This window comes from Pseudomonas sp. GNP012 (assembly GCF_054343835.1).
Genome location: NZ_JBTGUU010000001.1, coordinates 5,439,355 through 5,453,703, shown reverse-complemented (window position 1 = coordinate 5,453,703; position 14,349 = coordinate 5,439,355). Strand labels below are relative to the sequence as shown.

The 14,349-nt window shown below is 59.9% G+C and carries 13 protein-coding genes; 8 read left to right on the top strand and 5 right to left on the bottom strand.

Annotated elements, in window-relative coordinates; genetic code table 11:
• Nucleotides 1–53: 53 nt before the first annotated feature.
• The 4 genes from fmt (at nucleotide 54) to ACXX83_RS24765 (ending at nucleotide 4,162) form a co-directional block, all read left to right on the top strand.
• A complete protein-coding gene (fmt, locus tag ACXX83_RS24780) occupies nucleotides 54–1,013 on the top strand; it encodes a methionyl-tRNA formyltransferase (protein WP_015092859.1) in 960 nt (319 codons plus the stop codon).
• Nucleotides 1,010–2,320, top strand: a complete 1,311-nt coding sequence (gene rsmB, locus ACXX83_RS24775; protein ID WP_458549843.1) for a 16S rRNA (cytosine(967)-C(5))-methyltransferase RsmB — start codon at nucleotides 1,010–1,012, stop codon at nucleotides 2,318–2,320. Before fmt ends, rsmB begins: the two co-directional genes overlap by 4 nt.
• 22 nt (nucleotides 2,321–2,342) lie before the next feature.
• Nucleotides 2,343–3,719 (top strand): Trk system potassium transporter TrkA, encoded by a 1,377-nt coding sequence (gene trkA / locus ACXX83_RS24770; RefSeq protein WP_007969870.1) that lies wholly within the window; start codon nucleotides 2,343–2,345, stop codon nucleotides 3,717–3,719.
• Between the two features lie 125 nt (nucleotides 3,720–3,844).
• On the top strand, nucleotides 3,845–4,162 hold the full coding sequence (locus ACXX83_RS24765) for a tetratricopeptide repeat protein (RefSeq protein ID WP_217836764.1): 318 nt from the start codon (nucleotides 3,845–3,847) through the stop codon (nucleotides 4,160–4,162).
• On the opposite strand, the gene ACXX83_RS24760 is transcribed toward ACXX83_RS24765, so the two are convergent.
• From ACXX83_RS24760 to ACXX83_RS24750, 3 genes are all read right to left on the bottom strand, one after another.
• Nucleotides 4,153–4,392, bottom strand: a complete 240-nt coding sequence (locus tag ACXX83_RS24760; RefSeq protein ID WP_458549841.1) for a PilZ domain-containing protein — start codon at nucleotides 4,390–4,392, stop codon at nucleotides 4,153–4,155. The genes ACXX83_RS24765 and ACXX83_RS24760 overlap by 10 nt on opposite strands.
• Before the next feature lie 72 nt (nucleotides 4,393–4,464).
• On the bottom strand, nucleotides 4,465–5,352 hold the full coding sequence (locus tag ACXX83_RS24755; protein ID WP_007969875.1) for a lysophospholipid acyltransferase: 888 nt from the start codon (nucleotides 5,350–5,352) through the stop codon (nucleotides 4,465–4,467).
• 40 nt (nucleotides 5,353–5,392) lie between these two features.
• On the bottom strand, nucleotides 5,393–5,950 hold the full coding sequence (locus ACXX83_RS24750) for a DNA-3-methyladenine glycosylase I (protein WP_007985082.1): 558 nt from the start codon (nucleotides 5,948–5,950) through the stop codon (nucleotides 5,393–5,395).
• Nucleotides 5,951–6,031: 81 nt separating this feature from the next.
• On the opposite strand from ACXX83_RS24750, the gene glyQ reads away from it, so the two are divergent.
• From glyQ to ACXX83_RS24730, 4 genes are all read left to right on the top strand, one after another.
• Nucleotides 6,032–6,985 (top strand): glycine--tRNA ligase subunit alpha, encoded by a 954-nt coding sequence (glyQ, locus tag ACXX83_RS24745; protein ID WP_003213601.1) that lies wholly within the window; start codon nucleotides 6,032–6,034, stop codon nucleotides 6,983–6,985.
• Entirely contained in the window at nucleotides 6,982–9,036 is a 2,055-nt protein-coding gene (gene glyS / locus ACXX83_RS24740) for a glycine--tRNA ligase subunit beta (RefSeq protein ID WP_458549838.1), read from the top strand. The genes glyQ and glyS overlap by 4 nt, the downstream gene beginning before the upstream one ends.
• 6 nt (nucleotides 9,037–9,042) lie before the next feature.
• On the top strand, nucleotides 9,043–9,576 hold the full coding sequence (gene gmhB, locus ACXX83_RS24735) for a D-glycero-beta-D-manno-heptose 1,7-bisphosphate 7-phosphatase (protein ID WP_217836761.1): 534 nt from the start codon (nucleotides 9,043–9,045) through the stop codon (nucleotides 9,574–9,576).
• 82 nt (nucleotides 9,577–9,658) lie between these two features.
• Nucleotides 9,659–10,438: a lysophospholipid acyltransferase family protein gene (locus tag ACXX83_RS24730; RefSeq protein ID WP_458549835.1), complete on the top strand. Its 780-nt coding sequence runs from the start codon at nucleotides 9,659–9,661 to the stop codon at nucleotides 10,436–10,438.
• Nucleotides 10,439–10,810: 372 nt separating this feature from the next.
• On the opposite strand, the gene gyrB is transcribed toward ACXX83_RS24730, so the two are convergent.
• Nucleotides 10,811–13,228, bottom strand: a complete 2,418-nt coding sequence (gene gyrB / locus ACXX83_RS24725) for a DNA topoisomerase (ATP-hydrolyzing) subunit B (RefSeq protein WP_007969881.1) — start codon at nucleotides 13,226–13,228, stop codon at nucleotides 10,811–10,813.
• Nucleotides 13,229–13,233: 5 nt separating this feature from the next.
• A complete protein-coding gene (recF, locus tag ACXX83_RS24720; RefSeq protein ID WP_007969883.1) occupies nucleotides 13,234–14,337 on the bottom strand; it encodes a DNA replication/repair protein RecF in 1,104 nt (367 codons plus the stop codon).
• Between the last annotated feature and the right edge of the window lie 12 nt (nucleotides 14,338–14,349).

Below are 14,349 nucleotides of genomic sequence, written 5' to 3'. Positions count from 1 at the left end.
CATCTTCAAAGGCTTGCTGCGGCAAGCCTTTTTCTTTTCAAGAGACGTCACCCATGACTGAGCCACTGCGCATTGTCTTTGCCGGCACCCCGGAATTCGCCGCCGAACACCTCAAGGCCCTGCTGAGCAGCCCTTACGAGATCGTCGCGGTCTACACCCAACCGGATCGTCCGGCCGGTCGCGGGCAAAAACTGATGCCGAGCCCGGTCAAGCAGCTTGCTCTGGAGAACAACATCCCGGTACTGCAGCCGCCAACCCTGCGCAACGAAGACGCGCAAGCCGAACTGGCCGCGCTGAAACCGGACTTGATGGTGGTGGTCGCCTACGGCCTGATCCTGCCGCAAGTGGTGCTGGATATTCCTCGCCTGGGTTGCATCAACAGTCACGCCTCGCTGTTGCCGCGCTGGCGCGGTGCGGCGCCGATCCAGCGTGCTGTGCAAGCAGGTGATGCCGAAAGCGGCGTGACCGTGATGCGCATGGAAGCCGGCCTCGACACCGGGCCGATGCTGCTTAAAGTCACCACGCCAATCAGTGCCGAAGACACTGGCGGCAGCCTTCACGACCGTCTGGCCGAAATGGGTCCACCGGCCGTGGTTCAGGCGATTGCCGGCCTCGCCGCGGGTACGCTGGAAGGCGAAGTGCAGGACGACAGCCTGGCCACCTACGCGCACAAATTGAACAAGGACGAAGCTCGCATCGACTGGAGTCGCCCGGCGGTTGAACTGGAGCGTCTGGTCCGTGCCTTCAACCCATGGCCGATCACCCACAGCACCTTGAATGGCGAAGCCCTGAAAGTGCTGGCCGCAAACCTGGCCGAAGGCAAAGGTGCACCCGGTGAAATCCTCAGCGCCAGCAAGGACGGCCTGATCGTCGCGTGCGGCGAGCAAGCCTTGTGCCTGACCCGTCTGCAATTGCCCGGCGGCAAGGCGCTGAACTTCAGCGACCTGTTCAACAGCCGCCGTGAGAAATTCGCCACTGGAACTGTCCTCGGTCAAGCGGCGGACGCTCAATGAATCCGCGTCTGGCCGCCGCCAAGGCACTCGCCGCTGTCCTGAACGGAAAAGCCTCGCTCAACAGTTCACTGCCAACGCAGTTGGACAAGGTCGAGGACCGTGATCGCGGCTTCACCCAGGACCTGGCGTTCGGCACCGCGCGCTGGCAGCCACGTTTGTCGGCGCTGGCGGCCAAGTTGCTGCAAAAGCCGTTCAAGGCTGCCGATGCCGATGTTGAGGCGCTGCTGTTGGTCGGCCTCTATCAGTTGCTCTACACCCGCGTCCCGGCCCATGCCGCGATTGGCGAGACGGTCGGTTGCGCCGACAAGTTGAAAAAGCCATGGGCCAAGGCCTTGCTCAACGCTGTCCTGCGTAACGCTCAGCGCGAAAGCGAAACGATTTTCGCCGAACTGGAACGCGATCCAGTGGTGCGCACGGCCCACCCGCGTTGGCTGCAGAAATCCCTGAAGGCGTTCTGGCCAGAGCAATGGGAAGCCATCTGCGCCGCCAACAACGCGCATCCGCCAATGATCCTGCGGGTCAACCGTCGCCATCACAGCCGGGATGCCTACCTCGGTTTGCTGACCGACGCCGGTATCGCCGCCACACCCTGTGTCTACAGTCGTGACGGTATCGTGCTCGAAGCCGCCGCCGACGTGCGCAGCCTGCCGGGTTTCGCCGAGGGCTGGATCAGCGTGCAGGACGAAGCGGCGCAACTGGCCGCTGATCTGCTCGATCTGGCACCGGGCCAACGGGTACTTGACGCCTGCTGCGCACCCGGCGGCAAGACGTGCCATATTCTCGAAGCCGAGCCAAAACTGTCCGGGGTGGTGGCGGTAGACTTGGAAGCCAAGCGTCTGGTGCGAGTGCGGGAAAACCTCGAACGCCTGAAACTGAGCGCCGAACTGATTGCCGCCGACGGCCGCGACACTCAGGCGTGGTGGGACGGCAAGCCGTTCCAGCGCATCCTGCTGGACGCACCATGCTCGGCAACGGGCGTGATCCGTCGTCATCCGGACATCAAGCTGACCCGCCAGCCCGACGACATCGCCGCGCTGGCGCTGCTGCAAGGCGAGCTGCTCGACGCCATGTGGAACACCCTGGAAGTCGGCGGCATTCTGCTATATGCCACCTGCTCGACGCTGCCGACCGAGAACACCGAAGTCATCGAAGCGTTCCTCGCCCGCACGCCGGGCGCCCGTGAACTGGACCTCGCCACGGCGGCCGGCATCAAGCAGCCCCATGGCCGCCAGTTGCTCGCCCAGGAAGGCGGCCACGACGGGTTCTACTACGCCAAGCTGATCAAGATCGCCGCCGCGCGCGGTTAAACGGATTCAATGGAGTGACTGGATGAAAATCATCATCCTCGGTGCAGGACAGGTCGGCGGTTCGCTGGCAGAACACCTGGCCAGTGAAGCCAACGACATAACCGTGGTCGATACCGATGGCGAACGCCTGCGCGACCTCGGCGACCGCCTGGACATCCGCACGGTGCAGGGCCGCGGTTCGTTTCCGACCGTGCTGCGCCAGGCCGGCGCCGACGACGCCGACATGCTGGTTGCCGTGACCAACAGCGACGAAACCAACATGGTCGCCTGCCAGGTCGCCCATACCCTGTTCCACACCCCGACCAAGATCGCCCGGGTTCGTGAGGCCGCGTACCTGACCCGCGAAGAGCAGTTGTTCCAGAATGAAGCGATTCCGGTGGACGTGCTGATCAGCCCGGAACAAGTGGTCACCAACTACATCAAGCGTCTGATCCAGCATCCGGGCGCCTTGCAAGTGATCGACTTCGCTGAAGGCAAGGCGCAACTAGTCGCGGTTCGCGCCTATTACGGCGGGCCGCTGGTGGGCCAGCAACTGCGACAGTTGCGTGAACACATGCCCAACGTCGAAACCCGCGTGGCCGCCATTTTCCGCCGCGACCGGCCGATCCTGCCCCAGGGCGATACCGTGATCGAGGCCGACGACGAGGTGTTTTTCATCGCCGCCAAAGCGAACATTCGCGCGGTCATGAGCGAAATGCGCCGTCTCGACGAAACCTACAAGCGCATTGTCATCGCCGGTGGCGGGCAGATCGGCGAGCGTCTGGCCGAAGCCATCGAAAGCCGTTATCAGGTAAAGATCATCGAGATGAACCCGGCGCGCTGCCGTCACCTCTCGGACCACCTCGACAGTACCGTGGTGTTGCAGGGCAGCGCCTCGGACCGCGACCTGCTGCTGGAGGAGAACATCGCCGACGCGGACCTGTTCCTCGCCCTGACCAACGACGACGAAGCCAACATCATGTCTTCGCTGCTGGCCAAACGCCTGGGCGCGAAGAAGGTGATGACCATCATCAACAACCCGGCCTATGTTGATCTGATCCAGGGCGGCGACATCGACATCGCCATCAGCCCTCAACTGGCCACCATCGGCACCTTGCTGGCCCACGTACGCCGTGGCGACATCGTCAGCGTGCACTCGCTGCGCCGTGGCGCGGCGGAAGCCATCGAGGCGATTGCCCATGGCGATGCGAAATCAAGCAAGGTGATCGGCAAGGCCATCGAGAACATCGGCCTGCCGCCGGGCACCACCATCGGTGCGATTATCCGCGACGAAGAAGTGATCATCGCCCACGACGACACCGTGATCGAAGCGGGCGACCATGTGATTCTTTTCCTTGTGGATAAAAAACATATTCGCGATGTGGAGAAGTTGTTCCATGTGGGGCTGAGCTTTTTCTGATCCAGGATTTTTCGGTGATCAGACTGACCTCTTCGCGGGCAAGCCCGCTCCCATTCAATTACTGTGGGAGCGGGCTTGCCCGCGAAGGCAATCTCACAACCACCACATAAGCCAAGGCACAAAAGATGATCGAATCCCTGGAAAAAATGCTCGCCAAGGGTGTGGATAACGCTTTGCTGCGCTTCGGCCTGGGCAAGGGTTATCTGGATCTGGGGGAGAACGCCAAGGCGGCGGAGCATTTTCAACGCTGCGTCGAATTCGATCCGAAGTATTCGGCGGCGTGGAAACTGCTGGGCAAGGCCCATCTGGCGCTGGCGGACTCTGCGGCCGCGCGGCAGGCCTGGGAACAAGGCCTGGAAGCTGCTCGCAACCATGGCGACAAGCAGGCAGAAAAGGAAATGACGGTGTTTCTGAAAAAGCTGGATCGCTCCGTTCAGAGATAGCGCAAGCCAATCCCTTCGGCATCCACCAACACCACTTCCATGCGTACCCGCGGTGCGCCTGTGGGTAAGTCTTGCACCTGCCCGTAGACCACCGCGCCCTGAGGCAACGCCGACAGTTTCGGATGCTTGACGTAAACCCCGGTGGTCGACAGGTTGCGCGTCTGGCCCAGGCATTCGCCGATGTTTTCGTGACTGATCTTGATGCGGAATGACTTGCAATGTTCGGACATCTTCTGCGCCCTTTGATGAACGGTTGTGGATAACCCCGAATCCCGGGTTATCCACAGATCATGCCAATTGAATCAATACCAGCGCTCTTCACCCGGTGGCCGCTTCTTGAAGCGCTTCATGCTCCACATGTACTGGCTCGGGTAAGCGCCGACATAACGCTCGACCACTTTACTCATGGCCGCACAGGACTCCGCCGTATCGGTGCTGTACATGGCCTCTGGCGCGGCTTCGAGGATCACTTTGTAGCCTGAACCGTCGGGCAGGCGCAGCGCATGCAGGAACACGCCGACCGCTTTGCCGCCAGCGAGCATGTTCGGCACGAATTTGCTGGTCAGTGCCTGGGTGGCGAAGAACGGGACGAAGATCCCGGCGGATTCGGCCGGTTCCGGGTCGGCGGGAATGCCCACTGCACCACCTTTGCGCACTTCCTTGATGACGCTGAGGATGCCTTCCTTGGTGGAAGCAGCGACCTTGTTACCCAGTTGCACCCGTTGCTTTTGCAGCAACTCGTCCACCGCCTTCAATTTTGGCGGGCGGTAGAAAATGATCGGTTTGCACTGGCTGCAATAGAAGTGATTGAGCACTTCCCAATTGCCCAGGTGGCTGGTGATGCCAACCACGCCTTTGCCGGAGGCGAGGGCGTCCTTCAAAATGTCGAGGCCCTCGACCTCGCGCACCAGGTCGATGGAGCGCTGGGCCGGCCAGATCCAGGCGCAGGCGCTTTCGGTCAGGGACTTGCCGATGTCCTTAAGGCTCTGTCCGACTAAACGTTCGCGCGCGGCGGGGTCCATGTCCGGAAAGCACTTGGACAGGTTGATCCGTACCACGTCGCGGGAACGGTTCGGGGTTTTCCACATGACCCAGCCAATCGCCGAGCCCACGGCCTGCACGGCCCGCCACGGAAGCAGGGCAAACAGCCGCAGAGCGCCTACCAGCAAGGCGCCTTTCAACTTATCCACAGGTCACTCCTGATCTTGTGCTGTGCGCGAGGCGGCCATTCTAACCGCCGTTCGCCAACTGCGCGTAGCGGTCGCAGTCCCGAGTGTGATCCATGACCATGCCCGAGGCCTGCATCAGCGCGTAGCAAATGGTCGGCCCGACGAACGTGAAACCGGCTTTTTTCAGGCCTTTGCTCATTTCCACGGCGGTCGGCGTCACGGCGGGGACTTCGCTGCGGTCCTTGAAATGATTGATCACAGGCGTGCCACCGACGAACGACCAGAGAAACGCCACCGGGTCCTCCAGCGCCAGCCAGGCCTGAGCATTGCGCCGGGCCGCATTGAGCTTGAGGCGGTTGCGGATGATGCCCGGATCGAGCATCAGTTCGTCGATTTCGGCATCGCTCATCTGCGCCACGCGCTGGACATCAAAACCAAACATCACCTGACGATAATGCTCGCGTTTGCGCAGCACGGTGATCCAGGAAAGCCCGGCCTGGAACCCTTCGAGCAAAAGCAACTCGAACAATCCCTGCGCATCGCGTAGCGGCGTGCCCCACTCCTGATCGTGATAAGCCATGTACAGCGGATCTTCGGAACACCAAAAGCAGCGTGGCATAAGGCTCCAGGGGGCGTGCGCAGCAATGAATCGGGTATACTCCCGCTCTTTAAATCGCAGCCCAAGAAACAGGTGAATTTCGTGAGCCAGCCTACGCCAGCCGTGCGTACCTTCCAAGACTTGATCCTCGCCCTCCAGCAATACTGGGCCGAGCAAGGTTGTGTGGTACTTCAGCCCTACGATATGGAAGTAGGCGCCGGCACTTTCCACACCGCTACATTCCTGCGCGCCATTGGCCCGGAAACCTGGAACGCCGCCTATGTGCAGCCAAGCCGCCGTCCGACTGACGGCCGCTACGGCGAAAACCCGAACCGTCTGCAGCACTACTACCAGTTTCAGGTGGTCCTGAAGCCGAACCCGGACAACTTCCAGGAACTGTACCTGGGCTCCCTCAAGCACGTCGGCCTGGACCCGCTGGTCCACGACATCCGCTTCGTCGAAGACAACTGGGAATCGCCGACCCTCGGCGCCTGGGGTCTGGGCTGGGAAGTCTGGCTCAACGGCATGGAAGTGACCCAGTTCACTTACTTCCAGCAAGCGGGCGGCATCGAGTGCTACCCGGTGACCGGCGAGATCACCTACGGCCTCGAGCGTCTGGCCATGTACCTGCAAGGCGTGGACTCGGTCTACGACCTGGTCTGGGCTGACGGTCCGTTCGGCAAAGTGACCTACGGCGACGTGTTCCACCAGAACGAAGTGGAGCAATCGACCTACAACTTCGAACACGCCAACGTCGAAAAGCTGTTCGAACTGTTCGATTTCTACGAAAGCGAAGCCAAGCGCCTGATCGAGCTCGACCAGCCGCTGCCGTTGCCGAGCTACGAAATGGTGTTGAAGGCTTCCCATACCTTCAACCTGCTGGATGCGCGCCGGGCAATCTCGGTGACCGCGCGTCAGCAATACATCCTGCGTGTACGCACCCTGGCGCGTTCCGTTGCGCAAGCCTACCTGCTGGCTCGCGCCAAGCTGGGCTTCCCGATGGCGACCCCGGACCTGCGTGACGAAGTACTGGCCAAGCTGGAGGCTGCACAATGAGTGCTCTGGATTTTCTGGTTGAACTGGGCACTGAAGAACTGCCACCCAAAGCCCTGAACACCCTGGCCGAGGCGTTTCTTGCAGGTATCGACAAGGGCCTGCAAGCTGCCGGCCTGAACTACGAGACCAAAACCGTTTATGCCGCGCCACGCCGCCTGGCTGTGCTGATCACCTCGCTGGCCACCCAGCAGCCGGATCGCAGCATCAACCTCGATGGCCCGCCACGTCAGGCTGCATTCGATGCCGAAGGCAATCCGACCCAAGCGGCACTGGGTTTTGCCAAGAAGTGCGGCGTCGAGCTGAGCGAAATCGATCAGAGCGGCCCGAAACTGCGCTACAGCCAGAGCATCGCCGGCAAGCCGACCGCGAGCCTGCTGCCGACCATCGTCGAAGATTCGCTGAACGACCTGCCGATCCCGAAACGCATGCGTTGGGGTGCGCGCAAGGAAGAGTTCGTGCGTCCGACCCAATGGCTGGTGATGCTGCTCGGTGACCAGGTCATCGACTGCACCATCCTCGCCCAGAAAGCCGGTCGCGATTCCCGTGGTCACCGCTTCCATCACCCGGAAAGCGTGCGTATCGGTTCGCCGTCCAGCTACCTGGCCGACCTGCGTGCCGCCTACGTGCTGGCCGATGCCAACGAGCGTCGCGAGATCATCAGCAAGCGCACCGAAGAGCTGGCCACCCGTCAGGAAGGCACGGCAATCGTTCCGCCGGCCCTGCTCGATGAAGTGACTGCGCTGGTCGAATGGCCGGTGCCGCTGGTGTGCTCGTTCGAGGAGCGCTTCCTCGACGTGCCGCAAGAAGCCCTGATCACCACCATGCAGGACAACCAGAAGTACTTCTGCCTGCTGGATGCCGACGGCAAGTTGCTGCCACGTTTCATCACCGTGGCCAACATCGAAAGCAAAGACCCGCAGCAGATCATCGCCGGTAACGAGAAAGTGGTTCGCCCACGCCTGACCGACGCCGAGTTCTTCTTCAAGCAAGACAAGAAGCAGAAGCTCGAAGACTTCAACCAGCGCCTGCAGAACGTGGTGTTCCAGGAAAAGCTCGGCAGCGTCTACGACAAGGCCGAGCGTGTTTCCAGACTGGCCGCGTTCATTGCTCAGCGCATCGGCGGCAACGCTGCATGGGCCGCTCGTGCGGGCCTGCTGTCGAAGTGCGACCTGGCGACCGAGATGGTCGGCGAGTTCCCGGAGATGCAAGGTGTCGCCGGTTACTACTACGCCCTCAACGATGGCGAGCCGGAAGATGTAGCACTGGCCCTGAACGAGCAGTACATGCCACGCGGTGCTGGCGCTGAACTGCCGTCCACCCTGACCGGTGCGGCCGTGGCCATCGCCGACAAGCTCGATACGCTGGTCGGTATTTTCGGCATCGGCATGCTGCCGACCGGTAGCAAGGACCCGTATGCCCTGCGCCGTGCGGCACTGGGCGTGTTGCGCATCCTGATCGAGAAACAACTGGACCTGGACCTGACCGAGGCCGTGGCCTTCGCCGTGGATGCGTTCGGTACCAAGGTCAAGGCTGCCGGCCTCAATGACTCGGTGCTGGAATTCATCTTCGACCGTCTGCGTGCCCGTTACGAAGACGAAGGCGTCGATGTCGCCACCTATCTGTCGGTGCGTGCCCTGAAGCCGGGTTCGGCGCTGGACTTCGACCAGCGCGTGCAAGCGGTAGAGGCCTTCCGCAAATTGCCGGAAGCCGCTGCCCTGGCCGCGGTGAACAAGCGTGTGTCGAACCTGCTGAGCAAGGTCGAAGGTTCGGTGCCTACAGTCGTGGAAGCCAAGTACTTCGACAATGCCAACGAGTTCTCCCTGTACTCGGCGATCCAGCAGGCAGACCAGGCTGTACAGCCAATGGCTGCTGCACGTCAGTACAGCGAATCCCTGGCACGCCTGGCTGCATTGCGCGAGCCGGTGGATGCGTTCTTCGAAGCCGTGATGGTCAACGCGGAAGACGCGAAAGTCCGCGCCAACCGTTATGCGTTGCTGGCGCGTCTGCGTGGCCTGTTCCTCGGCGTTGCCGATATTTCGTTGCTGGGGTAAGACTGTTTGAAACTGCTGATTCTCGATCGGGACGGGGTGATCAATTACGACTCCGACGCTTACATCAAGTCGGTGGATGAGTGGATTCCACTCCCTGGTTCGATCGAAGCCATCGCGCAGTTGAGCAAGGCCGGCTGGACGGTAGCCGTCGCTACCAACCAGTCGGGCATCGCTCGCGGCTACTACGACCTCGCTACCCTGGATGCCATGCACGAGCGCTTGCGCACGCTGGTGGCGGAGCAGGGTGGTGAAGTCGGCCTGATCGTCTACTGCCCCCACGGGCCGGACGAAGGCTGCGATTGCCGCAAGCCGAAACCCGGGATGTTGAAAAGCATCGCCGCACATTACAACGTGTCGCTGACTGATCTATGGTTCGTCGGCGATAGCCTTGGTGACCTGGAAGCCGCTAAAGCCGTCGATTCACAGCCAGTTTTGGTAAAGACCGGAAAAGGCGAAAAAACCTTGGGCAAGACCTTACCGGCAGGCACCTTGATTTTTGACGATCTGGCGGCGATTGCCGCAGAACTTATCCACAATTAGAGCGTTTTCGAGACTCCTGACCAGGGAGTGATCGGGAGTGTGCTTTATATAGACGGGCAAAGCCCGCACGGTAACCGTCACCATGTTGATACTGCAGGCCATCAGAACCTTCCTCTTTTACCTGCTGCTGGGCACCAGCTCTTTGCTCTGGTGCAGCCTGAGCTTTTTTATCGCGCCGTTTCTGCCGTTCAAGGCGCGCTATCGCTTCATCAACGTGTACTGGTGCCGCTGCGCCTTGTGGCTGAGCAAAGTGTTTCTGGGTATCCGCTACGAAGTGAAGGGTGCCGAGAACGTCCCTGAACGGCCTTGCGTCATTCAGTCGAATCACCAGAGCACCTGGGAGACGTTCTTTCTCTCTGCTTACTTCTCACCGCTGAGCCAGGTGCTCAAACGCGAATTGCTCTATGTGCCGTTCTTCGGTTGGGCCATGGCCATGCTGCGACCGATCGCCATCGATCGCGACAACCCGAAAGCCGCACTCAAGCATGTGGCGCAGAAAGGCGATGAGTTGCTCAAGGACAATGTCTGGGTGCTGATCTTCCCTGAAGGCACGCGCGTTCCTTACGGCACCATCGGAAAGTTCTCGCGTGGTGGCAGTGCATTGGCGGTCAACGCAGAATTGCCCGTGCTGCCGATTGCGCACAACGCCGGCAAGTTCTGGCCGAAAACCGGTTGGGCGAAGAAGCAGGGTGTCATCACCGTGATCATTGGCACACCGATGTATGCCGAAGGCACCGGACCACGAGCCATTGCTGAATTGAACGACCGGGTCCAGGCCTGGAACGAGCAGATGCAACGGGAAATGGGCTCACTGCCACCGGCTCCGCAAGCTCCGGTTTCAAACGACCAGGTGGCTGTCTGAGATTCTGTGGATAACCTGTGTACCGTTTCATCGAAAACCGTCGTTATTTGTACGTAACTTTATGATTCTTTTACATATTTCTTAGAATGATAAATCCCATAAAAACGTGCATAAGTTTTTTTCGGACGTAAAAAAACCGGCTGATATAGCCGGTTTTTTTATGCCTGTAATGTAGATGCTTCAGGCTGTGTACAAAGCGAGTCGAGAGTGAAACAGGTGGGGAAAAAATCAAAAGATCGCAGCCTTCGGCAGCTCCTGCAGGGATATCAATTTCTGCCTGTAGGAGCTGCCGAAGGCTGCGATCTTTTGACCTCAACAAATAAAAAGGCCAACGCATGAGCGTTGGCCTTTTGTATGGCGGGGCGACCGGAATCAGAAGTCCAGGTTGGACACCGCCAGGGCGTTGCTCTCGATGAAGTCACGGCGAGGTTCGACCGCATCACCCATCAGGGTGTTGAAGATCTGGTCCGCGCCAATGGCGTCTTCGATGGTCACTTTGAGCATGCGGCGCGAGCCCGGGTCCATGGTGGTTTCCCACAGCTGATCCGGGTTCATCTCGCCCAGACCTTTGTATCGCTGGATGGTGTGACGCTTGGTGCTTTCGGCCATCAACCACTCAAGGGCTTCCTTGAACTCGGTGACCTGCTTCTTGCGCTCGCCACGCTGGATGTACGCGCCGTCGTCCAGCAAGGTGCTCAGTTGAGCGCCCAGGGAAACCACGGTCTTGTAGTCGTTGCTGCCGAAGAAGTCGCGGTTGAAGGTGACGTAGTTCGAGAGGCCGTGGGAGATCAGTTCGACCTCTGGCAGCCAGACGTTACGTTCACGATCTTCACGCAGGCTGGCCTTGTAGACCAGGCCCGACTTCTCGACGGTGCGCAGACGCACTTCGTACTGGGCCAGCCAATCCTGCATCGCTGCGTGATCAGACAGTTGATCCATGCTGACCGCCGGCAGGTAGATGAAGTGCTCGGTCAGTTCCTGTGGGTACAGGCGCGACAGACGCTTGAGGGTCTTCATTACCAGACGGAAGTCGTTCACCAGACGCTCAAGGGCTTCGCCGGAGATACCCGGTGCTTCCTCGTTCAGGTGCAGGCTCGCATCTTCCAGCGCCGACTGCGTCATGTACTCTTCCATGGCGTCGTCGTCTTTGATGTATTGCTCTTGCTTGCCTTTCTTCACTTTGTACAGCGGCGGCTGAGCGATGTAGATATAGCCACGCTCGATCAGCTCCGGCAACTGACGGAAGAAGAAGGTCAGCAGCAGGGTACGGATGTGCGAACCGTCGACGTCAGCATCGGTCATGATGATGATGTTGTGATAGCGAAGCTTGTCGATGTTGTACTCTTCGCGACCGATGCCGCAGCCGAGCGCGGTGATCAAGGTGCCTACTTCCTGGGAAGAGATCATCTTGTCGAAGCGTGCCTTCTCGACGTTCAGGATTTTACCCTTGAGGGGCAGAATCGCCTGGGTCCTGCGGTTACGTCCCTGCTTGGCAGAGCCGCCCGCGGAGTCACCTTCCACGAGGTACAGTTCGGACAGGGCAGGGTCCTTTTCCTGGCAGTCCGCCAGTTTGCCCGGCAGGCCGGCGATGTCCAGTGCGCCTTTGCGGCGGGTCATCTCACGGGCCTTGCGCGCCGCTTCACGGGCACGTGCCGCGTCGATCATCTTGCCGACGACCAGCTTGGCTTCGTTCGGGTTTTCCAACAGGAAGTCGGAGAAGTACTTTCCCATTTCCTGTTCGACCGCGGTCTTCACTTCGGAAGACACCAGCTTGTCTTTGGTCTGGGAGCTGAACTTCGGATCCGGTACCTTCACCGAAATGATCGCGGTCAGGCCTTCACGGGCATCGTCACCGGTAGTGGCGACCTTGTGCTTCTTCGCCAGGCCCTCTGCTTCGATGTAGGTGTTCAGGTTACGCGTCAGTGCGGAACGGAAACCCACCAGGTGAGTACCGCCGTCGCGCTGTGGAATGTTGTTGGTGAAGCACAACAGGTTCTCGTTGAAACTGTCGTTCCACTGCAGGGCGATTTCCACGCCGATGCCGTCTTCACGCTGGATGTTGAAGTGGAACACCTGGTTGACCGGGGTCTTGTTGGTGTTCAGGTATTCAACGAACGCACGCAGGCCGCCTTCGTACTTGAACAGCTCTTCCTTGCCGCTGCGCTCGTCCTTGAGGACGATACCGACACCGGAGTTGAGGAAGGACAGTTCACGAATCCGCTTGGCCAGGATGTCCCAGCTGAAGTGGATGTTCTTGAAGGTTTCGCTGGAAGCCTTGAAGTGGATCTGCGTACCGGTGGTTTCGGAGTCGCCAACGATTTTCATCGGCTCTTGCGGAACACCGTGGACGTAAGTCTGTTCCCAGATCTTGCCACTACGGCGAACGGTCAGGACCAGCTCTTCCGACAGGGCGTTAACGACCGACACACCCACACCGTGCAGACCGCCGGAAACCTTATAGGAGTTGTCGTCGAATTTACCGCCGGCGTGCAGCACGGTCATGATGACCTCGGCTGCCGAAACGCCTTCTTCTTTGTGTACGTCTACCGGGATGCCACGGCCGTTGTCGCGAACGGTGATGGACTCATCCGGGTGGATGATGATGCTGATGTCGTCGCAGTAGCCGGCGAGCGCTTCGTCGATCGAGTTATCGACCACCTCGAACACCATGTGGTGCAGACCGCTGCCATCGTCGGTATCACCAATGTACATACCGGGACGTTTGCGTACGGCATCCAGGCCTTTCAGCACTTTAATGCTCGTTGAGTCGTACGTATTTTCTTCGCTCAATGCCTTCACTCCCGATGGTCGTGGGTCTGGGTGATACGGCCCTGTTCCACGTGGAACAGAGCGACTGGCGTTTCCGTCTGCCAGCCTTCCCTCAATAATTCGTGATCTACACAGGTGATAAATACCTGGCAGCGTAAGTCTTCCAACAAGCGGCAAAGCGCGCGACGGTGGTGCTCGTCCAGCTCGGACGGCAAGTCATCCACCAGATAAATACACTGACCGCGTCGAGCCTGACTGACCAGGTGCCCTTGGGCAATCCGCAATGCGCAAACCACCAACTTCTGCTGGCCACGGGACAAGATGTCCGCGGCGTTATGTGCGCCCAGTCTGAGACGCAAATCAGCACGTTGTGGTCCGGCCTGGGTATGCCCCATTTGCTGGTCCCGCTGCAGAGACCCGGCGAGCACAGCACTCAGTTCACGGTCCTTGTCCCAGCCGCGGTAATAGCTGAGCGTCAAGCCTTCAAGCTCAACCAGTTCGCTCAAGGTTTGTTCAAAGACTGGTTTCAAGGCTTTGATATAAGCGCGGCGGTATTCATCAATTTCAGCGCTGGCCTGGCACAGTTCCCTGTCCCAAACCGCTTGCGAAACGGCGTCAAGTGTACCATGCCGCAGCCAAGAGTTTCTCTGGCGCAGGGCCTTCTGCAGGCGCTGCCAGGTTGACATGAAGCGCGGTTCCACGTGGAACACGCCCCAGTCGAGAAATTGCCGGCGAATCTTCGGCGCACCTTCCAGCAATCGAAAGCTGTCAGGATTGATCAGTTGCAGTGGCAAAATTTCCGCCAGTTGCGCGGCGCTGCGGGCGTTCTGCCCATCGATACGGATCTGGAATTCGCCTTGGCGATCCCGCGAAATGCCCAGTGCGCTGTGCCCACCCTCCGCCAGTTCAACCTGGCCAAAGACGGTGCACGCCAGTTGCTCGTATTGAATGACCGGCAACAGTCGGGTGCTACGAAACGAACGAGCAAGCCCCAGCAGATGGATGGCTTCCAGAACACTGGTTTTGCCGCTGCCGTTGGCGCCGTAAAGGATATTGATGCGTGGGGAGGGGGAGAAGGTCACCGGGTGCAAATTGCGCACCGCGGTGACCGAGACGCGACTTAAGGACATCTAGCTTCTGCT

What these genes read in the sequence shown, in the direction of transcription:
- recF (WP_007969883.1), bottom strand. Translation starts at nt 14,337, where the DNA reads ATGTCCTTAAGTCGCGTCTCGGTCACCGCGGTGCGCAATTTGCACCCG.
- glyS (WP_458549838.1), top strand. Translation starts at nt 6,982, where the DNA reads ATGAGTGCTCTGGATTTTCTGGTTGAACTGGGCACTGAAGAACTGCCA.
- ACXX83_RS24730 (WP_458549835.1), top strand. Translation starts at nt 9,659, where the DNA reads ATGTTGATACTGCAGGCCATCAGAACCTTCCTCTTTTACCTGCTGCTG.
- trkA (WP_007969870.1), top strand. Translation starts at nt 2,343, where the DNA reads ATGAAAATCATCATCCTCGGTGCAGGACAGGTCGGCGGTTCGCTGGCA.
- rsmB (WP_458549843.1), top strand. Translation starts at nt 1,010, where the DNA reads ATGAATCCGCGTCTGGCCGCCGCCAAGGCACTCGCCGCTGTCCTGAAC.
- fmt (WP_015092859.1), top strand. Translation starts at nt 54, where the DNA reads ATGACTGAGCCACTGCGCATTGTCTTTGCCGGCACCCCGGAATTCGCC.
- ACXX83_RS24760 (WP_458549841.1), bottom strand. Translation starts at nt 4,392, where the DNA reads ATGTCCGAACATTGCAAGTCATTCCGCATCAAGATCAGTCACGAAAAC.
- ACXX83_RS24750 (WP_007985082.1), bottom strand. Translation starts at nt 5,950, where the DNA reads ATGCCACGCTGCTTTTGGTGTTCCGAAGATCCGCTGTACATGGCTTAT.
- ACXX83_RS24765 (WP_217836764.1), top strand. Translation starts at nt 3,845, where the DNA reads ATGATCGAATCCCTGGAAAAAATGCTCGCCAAGGGTGTGGATAACGCT.